The organism is Rubritalea profundi (assembly GCF_002954445.1).
Lineage (GTDB): Bacteria > Verrucomicrobiota > Verrucomicrobiia > Verrucomicrobiales > Akkermansiaceae > Rubritalea > Rubritalea profundi.
Genome location: NZ_MQWA01000001.1, coordinates 3,890,083 through 3,904,825 on the forward strand (window position 1 = coordinate 3,890,083; position 14,743 = coordinate 3,904,825).

Consider the following 14,743-nt stretch of genomic DNA (forward strand, 5'->3'; position numbering starts at 1 on the left):
GATTTATCATGGATAAACTTATCGTACATGGCGGCCGCAAACTCAGCGGGTCAGTCAATATTTCAGGCGCAAAAAATGCGTCGCTCCCCATTTTAGCCGCAGCATTGCTTACGGATGAAGATGTTATCATTCGTAGAGTGCCTGATGTCTCAGACACTAATTATATGATTCAGATTCTCTCTGCGCTCGGTGCGCAAGTAGAGCGATCCAGTGGTACAGTTAGGATTAGCGCAAAAGACATCACTCACGATGCTCCATACGAGCTAGTGCGCAAAATGCGTGCATCCATCTGCGTTATGGGTCCCCTCCTCGCCCGTCTTGGTAAAGCACGCGTCTCACTCCCCGGCGGCTGCGTCATTGGTGATCGACCTGTCGACCTCCACCTCAAAGGCCTCCGCGCTATCGGCACAGTGATCGACATGGAAGGCGGCAACATGGATATGACTACACCAAATGGACTTATCGGTGCCGAAGTTGATCTCCGAGGCAAGCAAGGTCCAACAGTGCTAGGCACTGACAATCTCATGATGGCTGCTGTTCTAGCTAAAGGCACAACAGTCATCGAATCCGCCGCTGCTGAACCAGAAGTTGTCGACCTAGCAAACTTCCTCATCGGTATGGGTGCCCAGATTGAAGGCGCTGGGACTCGGCGGATCACAATCGAAGGTGTCGAAAAGCTACACGGCGTTGAGCACACCATCATTCCCGATCGTATCGAGGCTGGCACATTCATGGTCGCTGGAGCCATGGCTGCCGAAAAAGAGGGAATAACTCTCAACCGAATCTGCCGCGAGCACCTAGCTCCGGTGGCTGAAAAACTTATCGAAGCTGGTCACAATGTTCACTTTAACGAAGCTGGAACAACAGTAACGGTTTCACCTGGTGCACACCCAACTGGGGCTAAAATCGTCACCGCCCCACACCCAGGCTTCCCGACGGACATGCAGGCGCAATTCTCCTCACTCTTCGCGGTAACCAAAGGAATTTCAGTCATCGAAGACACCATTTTCCCACAACGTTTTATGCACTGCGCTGAAATGGGTCGCATGGGTGCAAACATAAAGGTGGATAGCGGAACGGCCGTCATCGAGGGGGTCGAGTCGCTTTCAGCGGCACCTGTTATGGCTTCAGATTTGCGCGCATCAGCAGCGCTTGTTCTCTCAGCCCTGACAGCTAAAGGCTCCACTGAGATAAATCGAGTCTACCATATCGACCGCGGTTACGAGCATATCGACGAAAAACTTCTCACTCTCGGTGCTGACGTCGAACGCGTCCAAGAATAACGAAATCAATTTCCTAGGTCGCTTATAGTGAGCGATCTATTGAAACATAGGAGAGTTTTATTCATATTGCATAAATATTTTGCTACTAAAAAGTATAGCGCACGCCTCGAAATGCCTTGACGAAGCTCTATCTGTAAAGGAGATTCCAACTCCTGATGCGCGCTTCAGCGTATTGACAGATCTTATGGGTGACGTGTGTATATGTCACTCACTCCAGCTCACCAACAGCTAATCATGGCATCTAAAAAAGTAGCGAGAAAAATCGCAACAAAAACAGCAGCAAGTAAGTCTACTGTTAAGAAGGCTGCAGCAAAGAAAACTGCAGCCACAAAGACTGCAGCCACAAAGACTGCCGCGAAGAAAACTACGGTCTCAAAAAAGACATCCGTGAAGAAGGCCGCTCCCAAAAAAGCAGCCAAGGGCAAGAAGACTGTATCTGCCGCGCCAAAGTCAAAACTACAAGCCCTCCTCGATGCTGAAGCTGAAGCGAAAGCTAAGCGCGTAAAAAAAACTCCCAAAAACCGTATCGACACACCTGAGATTCAGGAAAAGGTACGTGAACTTATTAAGCTCGCTAAAGAGCAAGAGTATCTCACTTACGATGACATCAACGATATTCTACCAAACAACCTCGTTGAACAGACTGACGTAGAAGCAATCCTCGAACGACTCCGCTCCATGGAGTTCGACATCATCGATGCATCGGAAGTCGACCGCTACCGCGACAAGAAACGCGAAGGAGCCAGCGACGATGAGCCAAAAACTGAGCAAAAGTTAGACATCCTTGATGATCCAGTCCGCATGTACCTCAAGCAGATGGGTCAGGTTCCCCTGCTTACGCGTGAGCAAGAAGTGGAGATCTCGAAGCGTATTGAGGACGCTGAACTTACCGTTCAGAAGTTCCTTCACCGTTTTGGTTTCGTGCCTGATTCCTATCTCGAACTAGCAGACAAACTCATCAAAGGCAAAGAGCGCTTTGACCGCGTCATCCTCGATAAGAAGATTGAATCACGCGAGCGTTACATGAAGACGCTCCCTAAACTCTGCGATCAACTTCGTCAGTGCCACGAAGACACCGACGACATTTTCCGTAAGCTCAATGCTAAAAACCCAAGAGGCGTGGCCAAGCTCGAAGCTGAGCTAGAAAAGCAACTTGGGTTATCGCTAAAATCTACCAACGCTTTTTCTACAAGCAGAAGGTCGTGGAAGATTTCTGTGAAGTTGTAGAGGACTACCAGAAGAAATTCTGGAAGTACCAACGTAAAGTTGACGCACATCCCGACGAGAAAGAATTTGAAACAAAGATCCGTGAAACTCAGCAGCACTCATGGTTCTCATCCGAAGGCTTCGCTCAGAACAACAAAGATCTGCGCCACTGGATGAAGATGGCTTACAAAGCTAAGACTGAAATGGTCGAAGCTAACCTCCGCCTCGTTATTTCAATCGCCAAGAAGTACACTAACCGTGGACTCTCCTTCCTCGATCTCATTCAAGAAGGCAACATGGGCCTAATGAAGGCTGTTGAGAAATTTGAATACCGCCGTGGTTACAAATTCTCAACCTACGCCACATGGTGGATCCGTCAGGCAATCACCCGCTCTATCGCTGATCAGGCGCGTACTATCCGTATCCCGGTCCACATGATCGAGACAATCAACAAGCTCATGCGTGTGCAAAAGCAGTTGGTTCAGGAATACGGTCGCGAACCATCTCCAGATGAAATCGCAGAGGAAATTCACCTCCCTGTCGAGCGTGTCCGCGCAGTTCTCAAGATGGCTCAACAGCCCATCTCACTCCAGGCGCCCGTCGGTGATTCTGATGACACTTCCTTCGGTGACTTCATCGAAGATAAGGCTGCAGAAAACCCAATGGAAGAAGCTGGCTTCGCAATGCTCAAGGAGAAAATTATCGACGTTCTCGATACCCTCACTGAGCGTGAGCGCGAAGTGTTAGAGCAACGATTCGGACTCAAGGACGGCTATAGCCGCACGCTTGAAGAAGTTGGTCGCCAGTTCCAGGTTACCCGTGAGCGTATCCGTCAGATCGAGGCAAAAGCGCTGCGTAAGATGCGCCACCCTACGCGTATCCGCAAGCTGGAAGGCTTCATCGAGCTTCCAAACATGTAAGACTAACTGCTTCTATCAAACATACTTTAAATCAAAAGCGCGTCGAATTACTCGACGCGCTTTTTGTTACAAAAAAGCGTGACGTTTACACGAGTTTTACGACGAAAAAAAACTTAAGCGTCAGCAATCTCTTCAGCCGGGTAGGTCCAGATCTCGCTTAAGGTCGGGTGGTAGTGCGGAATCTTAGCTAACTGACCCGCAGTGGAATGGAATGCCATGGCGACCACGATCTCATGGATGAGTTCAGCAGCCTCAGGTCCGACTACTGAACCACCGAGGATTTCTTTGGTTTTAGCGTCACCTATCAATTTAACAAAGCCATGTTTAGATCCGTGAATCATGGATTTGCCATGATCATTGAATGGATGAGTTTCCACGATCACCTCGCGGCCAGCTGCTGAGGCTTCGATTTCAGTCATGCCAACTGCTGCAACTTGAGGATCGGTAAAAATGCCGTAGAGCTTGAGACGGTAGTCAATTTTGCCAAAGTCGCACTCCTTCTCAATAAATTTGATGGCATTCTCAGCAGCGAGTTCACCTTGCTCAATGGCGATGTGGACAATTTCATAGGGGCTACAGACGTCACCACAGGAAAAAATATGAGAAACGGAGCTCTGCATATCAAGCCCTACAACCACTCCACCCTGCGAGTTGAGCTCGATGTTGGCTGCATCAGCTCCGAGGTTTATTGTGTTCGGCTTCCTACCTGTCGCAGCGAGTATTGCGTCGGCATCTACAAAGGTCTCTACCCCACCTTTTTCATAAACAACACGCTTTTTGCCGTCGGGAGTTTTCTCAACCCGTAATAAGCGCGTGTCACACTCGATCTTCATTGTACGTGATGTGAGCGCAGTCTCTAACTCATCGGCTAGATCCACGTCCATCCCAGTCAGTAGGTGGCCGCTGCGTTGGATCACAGTCACCTGTTTATCAATTGCTTCAAAATAGTGAGCCATTTCCAAAGCGATTGCTCCTCCTCCTAACACCACAAGAGAATCAGGAGCGTCAACCATATCTAACACGTCATCTGATGTGAGATACCCATGTTCATGTAGTCCTGGAATATCCGGAACAAAAACGCTAGAACCTGTAGCTATAATAAATGTCTTAGCTGTCACCATTGTTGAGCCACCATCCTTGAGCTGAACCTCTAGTGTGTGCGGATCTTTGAATGTTGCGTGACCGCGGATGAGTTCAAATCTGCCGTCTTGCATTTGCTCGGATCGATAGTCAGAAAACTCCTTTATCAAGCGGCGCTTACGCTCGATAACTGTCTCAGTGTTCACCTTGCTTGATGTCACCTCAATACCAAACTTCGCAGCTTCTCTAACTACGAGATTGCGGTTAGCTGACTCAATGAGTGCCTTGCTAGGCATGCACCCGCGTAAAATACAAAGCCCACCGAGCTCGGCTGCTCCATCTATCACTACCACCTTCTTGCCAGCCGCTGCAGCAGTTCTCGCCGCGGCATAGCCACCACTGCCGCCACCAAGAACGGCAATGTCAAATTCTGTATTTCTTTTCATAAATCTTGTTTTATTCGCTGTAGACTACAGCAATCCCTTCGTTTGTAAAATTGTCCGCATCTCATCCGCCGACTTCGCAATGTTCGCGGTAGAATCTCCGTATTTGGCATTCACCGTTTTATATTTAGCGCGCACTTCGTTTGCTCGCAATGTTCCTGAGACACTTCTAATCAAAATAGCTAACACCTTTTCAGCTCCATAGGATTCCAAGGCTGCTGCATAAATTTCTGGGTCGCGCTGACTGTCATCTCCAATCAGGACGAATTTTGCCTGTGGGTACCAGGACGCGACCTCATCGATTGCCTGTCGCTTGTGTATATCATGACTTGGCGTCAACCATTGCTCGGGTGTGAGTCCCCAGTTGGTCATGAAAAGTCCTCCATCTGGTAGCTGAGCGCGGTGAAAAATTCGCTTCAAAAAGTTTGCCAAGTTCCACGGAGAACTTGTCACATAGAAAACTGGATGCTCCCCTCCCCGGTTTAGCTCCGTGACTAAACTACCCACTCCAGGAACCAATTCACGTGTGAGCGAGTTTCCGAACAAAGTAGTTTCTAGCATCTTCCCCATAGAAATTGACCCAGTCTCCATCAATGTGTCGTCTACATCGCTAATGATCACCAAGTCCTTGAACTCACGGCTACCAATCAACTCCACTTCTGCAGAATACCCATGGTTCGGCAAACTCACCTGGACACTTTTGATTTCTTCGTCACAGGTGTCGTGGAGTTCGAAGTAGCCTTCTTTGTTAGAACGTACAGTGATCACCCTATTTCCCATTTTCACCTCAACCCTAGCATTGGGGAAATCGAGAGTGAACCAATTACTAGCCATCCTCTTGAAATTCACCCACTTGTCGTCCTTAGCCTTTGGCGCGGTCATCACACGTAATGCCATCACTCTACCAAAAAGGTAAATCCCCCCTGGATGCTGGATCGCATTATACACATCTGCCACAGGGTGCGCCTTCTTACGCGGGATCCAAAATGTCATCAAGTACCAGATTACCCCGAGAAGCCATTCAACCACCAGCGCACCATGGCGCAGCCATATAATCAATCGTTTCATCGACACCACAAGACCTATCATACGTCAGCACGATGACAAGCGAGCAACATAACAGACTAGGCAAAAAGGCTATTTTCAACTATAGCAAATCTATGACACCAGAGGAAATTCACGCATCCATTTACACAATGGGCCAAAAAGCACGCAAAGCAGCTCATTCACTCTCACTACTGAGTGCTGAGAATAAATCTAGCATCCTGCGTGCGATGGCTCAGGGACTCCGTGATTCCTCTGCTGCTATCCTGACAGCCAATGCTAAAGATATTACTGCGGGTTCCTCTAAGGGCCTCAGTGGGGCTTTACTCGATCGGCTAAGACTCGACGCTGCCCGCATCGAGTCCATCGCTGCCGGTGTTGATCAGGTTGCGGACCTGCCTGACCCAGTCGGTGAGTCCTTGGAAACTGTGACTCGCCCTAACGGTATCATTATCGAGAAAGTTCGAGTCCCAATCGGAGTGATCGGTATCATTTTTGAGAGTCGCCCAAATGTCACTTCAGACGCTGCTGTGCTCTGTTTAAAATCAGGAAACGCCACTATCCTCCGTGGAGGATCTGAAGCGATTCATTCGAACAAAGCAATCGCTGAAGCGCTACAATCTGGTGGAGAAAAAGCCGGTCTTCCCGAAGGTGCTGTCCAGCTTATCCCGTTCACTGACCGCGAGAGTGTCAAAGTCCTTGCCGGTATGGATAAATACCTCGACCTAATCATTCCACGTGGTGGCAAAGGTCTGATTGAGACTGTAGTGAGTCTCGCAAGAATGCCCGTCATTAAGCACTACGATGGCATCTGTCATGCCTACGTCGATACAGCTGCAGATCAAGATCTAGCCGTCGCCATCATTGATGACGCAAAAACGCAAAAACCGTCCGTCTGTAATGCGCTCGAGACTGTTCTCGTCAACAAAGACATAGCTGAAGCCTTTCTACCAAAGCTCGCTCAACGACTTCAAGTTCGCGGTGTTGAAATCCGTGGTGACGAAGCCACGCTTGCTATTCTCCCTAACATCATCGCAGCCAGCGAGGATGACTGGAGCACAGAGTACCTGGACCTCATTATTTCCGTGAAAGTCGTGGCTAGTCTCGATGATGCTGTTGCGCACATCAACCACTACAGCTCACAACACAGCGAGGTCATCATCACCACCGATGCCGCCGCCGCTGCTCGTTTTCAATCTGAAATCGACAGTGCTTGCCTATTCCATAACGTCTCCACACGATTCGCTGACGGTGAAGAATTTGGCTTCGGTGCTGAAATTGGTATCAGCACGGACAAACTCCACGCTCGTGGACCAATGGGTCTCAAAGAGCTCTGTAGCTACCAGTACCGCATCTCAGGCACAGGTCAGATCAAGGACATCGCTCGGCAGAGTGGTCTATAGTTTCGAACTTGCACAAATGCACGCCGCAGCCACGCTCTGAAACTTATGAAAACTCTTCTCTTTTGTTGTTGTGCTATCGCGCTAGGCTCACTTTCTCTTGTGGCTGAACCTACTCCATCTACTCCATCTACTCCATCTACTCCATCTACTCCATCTGCTACAGTGGCGATCTCTATAGACGTCCCTAGCCCCGCCTGGTCGCTCAAGATCAGCAGCATTCACACGAAAGAAAACAAGCTGCTCATCGTGTGCAGTGTTCAGAAAAAAGAGGGCTTGGCTCCATCAGTCATGTCAAAAGCTAAAGACTCAGTAAATATTCCCAGTAAGTTCACTAAGCTGCCTCGTAGAGTCTATGTTACGGGCCAACAGTGGAACTACAGTGACGGCTATGAAGCTGTCACTGCTGAGGAATTGAAAAAGCTGCTAGTTGGCGCTACAGAAGTTTATTCCGCTAGCAAACCGCTCACGAAAAAATCCTTCATTGGTTTAGCGGTAAAAGGCGCCCATGCTCTCGCTAAAAAAAATAATCTACCATCCCGGGTAGTAGAAATCGATGGCAAGCCGCAGATTGTCACTATGGACATGCGCCCAGAGCGCTTCAACTTTGCCATCAAAGACGGCAAAGTTATTCGCGTCACTAAAGGTTAGTTGTCGCTCACCCGCACCAAGCGTGTGATCACGCGGACCTTAAGTTTCCGCTTAGAGTGCGCATTTGCCGCGCTCTGTAGTAGCCCCACCATTTCGGCACTCACGGCTTCAGAGCTATCGATGGTGATTTCCACCACCTGCACTCCCGCTTTGTAAGGCATCTTCTTTACCGAACTAACAACGAGTCCATCTACGGCTGCTACCTTTTCATAGGCCTCTGTGATGTCATCGCCACCAGCGAGTTGCTTCACGATCAATGACGACAAGGGGACCATGAGACCAAACATCACCAAGGTGAAAACAATCATCGTGCGCTTTGCCCAGACTGTCGACTGGCCACCTTTGCCACGAATTCCAGCCATGAAGAAGTTCATAGCAGAGCCTAACACGATAGCCACAGCGTTGGTTCCAAATAAGATCGCGGCACCTTGAGCTACTTGGTATTTACCAAAGGCCAAACAAATTCCAGTGGTAGCAATCGGCGGAACTAAAGCAGCGCCAATCGCTACACCAGCCAGAGCTCCACTCAGTTTAGGCCTAGCCAAGCAATAACTAGCTGCCACACCAGAGATGAAGGCGATGCCGAGATCTAACACGCTAGGTGCACCGCGAGCGATGAGTTCGTCGGTCAGACCGTAGCCGCATAGTCTAGCTAGGGTTCCTAGCAAGTAGCCAACAGCAAGCGCCGAAATGAATCCCAGCCCAACAGCCTTCTGACAACGCCTCCATAAAGGCCAATTCCCCTGAACCACAGATAATCCCCCGCCTAGCAATGGAGTCATCAGCGGCGCCACTAACATGGCCCCTGTCACCACCGCTCCACTGTCTGCGATCAGCCCCAAAGCTGTAATTGCTGTGGCTAATAACATCAAAGAGCCAAAATCAAACGACCAGCGACTCTTGTCTTCGATGTCCGCAAATAGGGCAACGCGTTCATCACGACGAAGCTGTGGCACCGAAAGCTGCAAACTACGCTCTAGTCTATTCCGTAGGCGGTGGCCAATTGGCTTTTCCCCACGGATCACCGCAACACTCATGCCCTCAGTGCCTCGCAGTAATTTATCGGGAACTGTGCCAAATAGTTTTCTCCTCACAGAACTCACCCCAGATGCCCCGATCAGCATCATGCCATAGTTATCCTCACTCACCTCCTCCCGAATCGCAGCATACACCGAATCATTGAGCCTTACTTTCCTAGAAACGGTTTCAGGTTTCACGCCTGAGCGTCGCAAAAAAAACTTTCCAATCTTTGCTCACCCACCTCCAAGGACACATCGTCTGTGTCAGGTTGCACAAAAAAGGCTGTCACATCTTCACCAAACGCATCGGCGGCTAGTTTTAAACCACGACGTGAATTAGGACCGCCAGCACAGGGCAAAAGTACTTTCCCTATACCGGAATCACCATCTCCGATCCGCAGAACCATGATAGCGCAATGCACGGAATCAAGCAGTCCTTGAATTGCACTTCGGTAAAACTCAGGGTGGCTTATCCTGTCCTGTAGTACTAACAAGTTAGCCTTTGTATCAGTAAGTTGAGTCATCACCGATTTACGTATGTTAGCGGTTTCCACTTCTCCTAATTCGACAGCGATCGCATCCTGAGCCCCTATTACCTCTGAAATCCCCTCCCACCAATCATTCTGAACATCAGCACCCCACACGGCTTCACCTATCGATGGTCCATCCTTCACGCGAAGAACGGATAACTTTGAAGCATTAGCTCTTGTCAAACCTCAACGACCATTGCACCAACGCAGCGGAGGACTCGCGATCCCTAACAACCAACAGAATATTCACGCCCACAAACTAACCACATACTTTCCCAATCCAAGAAAATTCCTCCCACCCGACATAGCTGAGTTAGTCACCACTAAAAAGTTAGAAACAGCTGACATGGTGAAATGCTTCTACCGCGAAAAACACGAAAAACGCTAAAAGTCCAGCTCGATGAAGTACCTCTACCACGAATATTCGCTAGCTCGATGAAGCGGTGAAGCCGCCCTCCTAGGAGCGCCTGGACCCCAACTTGGTAGCTCACGACCACAGTCGAACGGCCATTGTCTCAGGCTAACGAAAACTGCAGCACTGGTAGCCCAACGAGCTTGCGGAACTCAGCCCAGTGTCGTGACGCAGTCGCTGCGCTGGGATTCAAACAAAACCCTAGGCAACTCTGAAGGAGTTGTGGAGCAATACCATCGTGAGCTCCGTTAAAGCTTATCCAATATTCTGACCGCACCACTGCAACTGAATTATTCATTGTTCCTTCTTAATTGGAGCGCAGCGACAAGGCTTGCATAAAAGTGGCTGACACTACACATTGATTTCAATGCCACACACCACCGCCAGCATCATCAACCAGTGTCGGGAATCTGGGCTCCGCCGCACCAAAGCGCTCGAGTTACTCATCGACACTCTGTTATCCTCCCCTAGGCCGATGACTCTGGCTGAGCTTTCGGAACACAAGAACCTCAACACCCAGTGTGATAGAGCGACAGTTTTCCGTCTACTCCAAAGGCTTACGGATAAAGCTGTGGTTCGTCGACTAGGCCTCCACGAGCGCGCAGCCTACTTCACCCTTTTACTGGAAGGTCGCCATCAGGATTTTCTAATCTGCTCTGAGTGCGGCAAGATCGAGCCGATCAAAGCTCCCTGTCCAGTCCATGCGCTTGAGCGCGAAATTGCCAGCTCCACAGGTTTCACTGAACTCTACCATGAGCTTGAATTTTTTGGTATATGTCCAGCCTGCAGTAAGTAGCCACCCCATGAAGCATGAGTAGCGACGATCAACTAAGCGATGGGTTTATCAACTTTCAAAGGGTTGAGAAATCAGCCTCTGAAAGAACTCTGCGGAACTACTCGCAAGCCCTCGCCGCCTTCCAAACCTACATGGAAGAAAGTAAGTTCCCCGGCTGGAAAGCTTGTAATAATGAAGACTTTCGCCACTACCTTTACCATTGTATGCAGTTAGAAATGGCGCGATCGACGATTCGATTACGATTTTCTGCTCTGCGCTCATTTTACAAGTACCTCATCCACCGCCATGGCCTAGCCAAGTCACCGCTAGTGGAGCTGCAGATACCTAAGCAGGAACGAAAACTCCCCACAATTCTGAATCAAACGCAGGTGGTCGAACTGCTAGAAGCACCACTCCAAGCTGAGCTCTCCAAGCAAACTCCAGAGTGGCTCCCACTGCGTGACACGGCGATTCTAGAGCTCTTTTACTCCACAGGACTGCGCCTATCGGAGCTCGCTAAGCTGCAAGTTAACGACATCGACCACAGCCAAGGAGTTGCCAAGATTTTAGGCAAAGGAGCGAAAGAACGTATTGTACCCATTGGCAGCTTCGCCCTCACCGCTGTGCAGAATTACCGTATTTTAGCTCGAGTAAATGAGGGTCCGCTCTTCATCAATAAGAGCCGCAGACAACTCTCAACCACCTCCATTGGAACTATGCTCAAGAAATACCTGCGCATGACCAGCATCCCCTTTCACATCACTCCCCACAAACTCCGTCATTCATTTGCTACGCATTTGTTAGATAATGGAGCAGACCTCAGGTCAGTCCAGGAGCTGCTAGGCCACGCTTCACTCTCTACTACCCAGATCTATACCCACGTCAGCACCAAGAGAATGAAAGAGTCCTACCAAAATGCCCACCCCCGGGCGAAGTAACAGCAGTGGGGGTAGTTTGAGTCTTAAAGTTTCGCTTCGCATTTGAGAGGTGAAATTAAGGGCTACAGGAAACTTGCTGTCCTTACCTGATCAGCCTGCAGATTACTCTGTAAGCCATATGGCATCAAGCTATTGGTTTGACTTGCATTGGGAGTATCTGTAGTTGTCATAATCAATTAGTCTATTGTTGTTCATACAAACCTCGGCCATCTTTTCTATGAGTTCCATCAATTCTCCTGTCCGTGCATCATTATATGGTGGTGTATTTTTGCTGACCTCATCGTCTGTGATGGCTGATGCGATTCCAGAATATCGTAAAGCTGAGGGACCAGTCTCAGCAGACCTGAAAGGTCAGCGTACTGCTACGGATTCGATAGGTGTAATTCCTCAAAGCCTGCTCTATCAGTATGATCCGTTTGTGGTGTTGCCTAGGAAGTGGTTGCCTGAATTGCGTGAGAGGTATTTACCGAAAACAAACCAGCCGTTTGTCGATGATATTAAATTTTCGATTCATCCGCGCTTTTATTATCTTCACCGAAAAATCCAGGGTGGCGGTGTTCAGGAATCCGCTGCATTTGGAGGAGAACTAGGGGTAGAGAGTGGCTGGTATAACGATTGGTTTCGAGTTGGTCTGACCGCTTACACCTCTCAGAAAATTTATGGTCCAAGCGACCGTGATGGTATTGGTTTGCTGGCTCCAGGTCGGCTGGGATACACTGTGTTAGGTTAAGCTTACGCTGATATTAAGGTTCAGGATTCATTGCTTCGTGTGGGCCGGACTCGAGTCGATTTACCTTATATCAATGGTTATGACTTTAGAATGACACCTAACACCTTTGAGGCGATTGGTCTTAGAGTGGCTGGGATTGAAAATGTCCAATTGGGATTTGGCCACGTCTTTAGGATAAAGACAAGAACCTCGACTAATTTCGAAAGCATGTCGGACGTGGCGGGAGTGGCCGGGGAGGATAAAGGAGTGTCGGCCATTTCGCTGCGCTACAACTTTTCGGAGGGTAATTATATCGCTTTGTCTGAGCAATATGGCTGGGACATGTTTAACTCCATTTACTTCGAAGGGGAAAAATTGATCCAAATCTCTGACTGCTGCCGTGTAGGGTTAGGGGCTCAGTTTACGGATCAGCGCAGTGTAGGGAGTGAATTACTGGGGAGTTTTGACACGCAATCAGCAGCGGTGAAAGCTGCAGTTCAATACGGTAATTTGACCACCTCCGTTTCGTATCAATGGACAGCAAACGGCAGTGGTGTTGTAAAGCCTTGGGGCGGCACGCCGGCCTATCATTCCTCGATTATTCAGGACTTTGATAGGGCCGGAGAGGAGTCGTTTCGCATAGGACTCACTTATGACCTAGAGCCGCATGGGCTTGAAGGTCTGTCGATGGATACCAGTTGGGTCACGGCTGATACGCCTGATAGCGGTAAGCATGCCTCACCGGATCAGCAGGAATTTGACTTCACAGTCGACTACCGACCCAAGATAGAGTTATTTGACGGTGTTTGGTTTCGTGCGCGCTACGCCAATAACTCGATTGATGGTGGAGCGGGCTTAGAGGATATCCGTTTTATTCTCAACTACTCGTACGACTTTTGAGGCCCACCCTATCTCTCCTCACATTTGCTGCCTCAAGGATGCCACCAAAATGCAAACCCCTCGCATTGCAGTCGTCGGCCAAGCGTTTTAAATCTTCACCTTTTCCATTGCCAGCCCGCAGCCAGCTCGTCACTGTCCGCGCAACCTCCTTTGACGTTACTCTCGGCACCAACGCAGCTACATTAATATGAACGACCTCAACATCAACGGCGCTGACACGCTGATCATCAGCATTTTCGTACTATTCCTCGGCAGCCTACTGACGAGGAAAGTCGGCTTTCTGCAAAAGTACAGCATCCCCCAGGCGGTCACCGGCGGGCTCATTGTCAGCCTCGTTGTGCTAGCCATCGTGCTACTCGATGGACCGAAGATTATTTTTGACCTAAGCTTGCGCGACCTGCTTCTGCTAGCCTTCTTCAGCACCATCGGCCTGTCTGCGAAATTCGCCCGCCTCAAGGCCGGCGGTAAATCACTGCTAATCCTGCTGGTCTGCGCGATGGTGTTCCTAGTGGTGCAGAACGTCACCGGCGTGCTGATGGCTAAGCTGCTCGGCGTGCACCCGGGTATTGGACTGTTCGCTGGCAGTATATCCTTCGCCGGCGGTCACGGTACGGCGATAGCCTGGGGCAATGAAGCTAAGGCAGCGGGCTTCGACCAAGCGGCCATCATCGGCATCGCCTTTGCCACTTTTGGACTGGTCGCCGGTGGCATCATCGGCGGTCCGGTGGCCGAGCGCCTGATCAAGAAGAATAACCTAGCTCCCGGCTCGGATGCTGGTAAGGGCATGATGACCAAGAAAGATGCACCAAAGACGGCCCTCGAGCCAGTGACGATGCAGCGTATCATGACAACAATTTTCATCCTCGCGATTTGCATCTCGGTCGGCGACGTGGTCAATCGCCTATTCTTTGATGCCGGTGTGAAGTTGCCCGGCTTCCTCACCTCGATGATTGTCGGCATCGCCATCACCAATTTTGCCGATGTTTTCAAAAAGGAGATTCGCCAGCCCGACTTCGACAGGGTCGGCGAGGTCGCACTGCAACTATTTCTCGCCATGAGCCTGATGAGCATGGATCTCAACGCGTTGAGTGGAGCGATGGGTGCGGTAATGCTAGTGCTGTTCGTACAGGTGCTAGTGGTCACCCTCTTCGCAGTTTTACTGGTGTTCCGAGTGATGGGTAAAACTTACGATGCCGCCGTGATCTGCGCTGGCTTCACCGGTCTCGGGCTCGGTGCCACCCCAGTCGCCATAGCCAACATGAACGCCATCACCTCCAAGTACGGTCCCTCCTTCAAAGCTTTCCTCATCGTGCCACTGGTCGGAGCCTTCTTCATCGACTTGGTCAACGCCATGGTAATCAAGTTCTTCATCGGTCTACCGTTCATGCAGGTGGCGATGTGAAAAAATCGGCCATTGCTCAGAGAACAATGGC

General features: G+C 49.9%; 12 protein-coding genes and 1 pseudogene. 9 read left to right on the plus strand and 4 right to left on the minus strand.

All coding sequences use genetic code 11. The features are described 5' to 3' along the window. The first annotated feature begins 8 nt into the window (after nt 1-8). Nucleotides 9-1,283 (plus strand): UDP-N-acetylglucosamine 1-carboxyvinyltransferase, encoded by a 1,275-nt coding sequence (gene murA / locus BSZ32_RS17005; protein ID WP_105044522.1) that lies wholly within the window; start codon nt 9-11, stop codon nt 1,281-1,283. Nucleotides 1,284-1,517: 234 nt separating this feature from the next. Next, a pseudogene (rpoD, locus tag BSZ32_RS20660) lies at nt 1,518-3,409 on the plus strand (RNA polymerase sigma factor RpoD). Between the two features lie 113 nt (nt 3,410-3,522). Here rpoD and BSZ32_RS17015 read toward each other — a convergent pair. Beyond that, entirely contained in the window at nt 3,523-4,935 is a 1,413-nt protein-coding gene (locus BSZ32_RS17015) for a dihydrolipoyl dehydrogenase family protein (RefSeq protein ID WP_105044523.1), read from the minus strand. A 24-nt stretch (nt 4,936-4,959) separates the two neighbouring features. Continuing rightward, complete coding sequence (locus BSZ32_RS17020) at nt 4,960-6,000, minus strand: phosphatase domain-containing protein (RefSeq protein ID WP_165788915.1); 1,041 nt, start codon at nt 5,998-6,000, stop codon at nt 4,960-4,962. A 92-nt stretch (nt 6,001-6,092) separates the two neighbouring features. Between BSZ32_RS17020 and BSZ32_RS17025 the strand changes: the two genes are divergently transcribed. Both BSZ32_RS17025 and BSZ32_RS17030 read left to right on the plus strand, forming a co-directional pair. Then, the gene (locus BSZ32_RS17025) at nt 6,093-7,379 is read left to right on the plus strand and encodes a glutamate-5-semialdehyde dehydrogenase (protein ID WP_105044896.1); all 1,287 of its coding nucleotides are present in this window, start codon (nt 6,093-6,095) and stop codon (nt 7,377-7,379) included. A 45-nt stretch (nt 7,380-7,424) separates the two neighbouring features. Next, nucleotides 7,425-8,027 (plus strand): hypothetical protein, encoded by a 603-nt coding sequence (locus BSZ32_RS17030; RefSeq protein WP_105044525.1) that lies wholly within the window; start codon nt 7,425-7,427, stop codon nt 8,025-8,027. On the opposite strand, the gene BSZ32_RS17035 is transcribed toward BSZ32_RS17030, so the two are convergent. Then, complete coding sequence (locus tag BSZ32_RS17035; RefSeq protein WP_105044526.1) at nt 8,024-9,244, minus strand: DUF389 domain-containing protein; 1,221 nt, start codon at nt 9,242-9,244, stop codon at nt 8,024-8,026. The genes BSZ32_RS17030 and BSZ32_RS17035 overlap by 4 nt on opposite strands. After that, nucleotides 9,241-9,720 (minus strand): hypothetical protein, encoded by a 480-nt coding sequence (locus BSZ32_RS17040; protein WP_105044527.1) that lies wholly within the window; start codon nt 9,718-9,720, stop codon nt 9,241-9,243. Before BSZ32_RS17040 ends, BSZ32_RS17035 begins: the two co-directional genes overlap by 4 nt. Before the next feature lie 635 nt (nt 9,721-10,355). Here BSZ32_RS17040 and BSZ32_RS17050 point away from each other — a divergent pair. The 5 genes from BSZ32_RS17050 to gltS all read left to right on the plus strand — a co-directional run bounded on the left by BSZ32_RS17050 (nt 10,356) and on the right by gltS (nt 14,712). Continuing rightward, nucleotides 10,356-10,784, plus strand: a complete 429-nt coding sequence (locus BSZ32_RS17050) for a Fur family transcriptional regulator (protein ID WP_105044529.1) — start codon at nt 10,356-10,358, stop codon at nt 10,782-10,784. Nucleotides 10,785-10,798: 14 nt separating this feature from the next. Beyond that, a complete protein-coding gene (gene xerA, locus BSZ32_RS17055; protein WP_105044530.1) occupies nt 10,799-11,701 on the plus strand; it encodes a site-specific tyrosine recombinase/integron integrase in 903 nt (300 codons plus the stop codon). Between the two features lie 217 nt (nt 11,702-11,918). Then, on the plus strand, nt 11,919-12,431 hold the full coding sequence (locus tag BSZ32_RS17060; RefSeq protein ID WP_129589812.1) for a hypothetical protein: 513 nt from the start codon (nt 11,919-11,921) through the stop codon (nt 12,429-12,431). Nucleotides 12,432-12,443: 12 nt separating this feature from the next. Continuing rightward, on the plus strand, nt 12,444-13,310 hold the full coding sequence (locus tag BSZ32_RS17065) for an OprD family outer membrane porin (protein ID WP_105044532.1): 867 nt from the start codon (nt 12,444-12,446) through the stop codon (nt 13,308-13,310). 187 nt (nt 13,311-13,497) lie between these two features. Beyond that, nucleotides 13,498-14,712, plus strand: coding sequence for a sodium/glutamate symporter (gltS, locus tag BSZ32_RS17070; RefSeq protein ID WP_105044533.1), 1,215 nt, complete (start codon nt 13,498-13,500; stop codon nt 14,710-14,712). Nucleotides 14,713-14,743 lie beyond the last annotated feature (31 nt).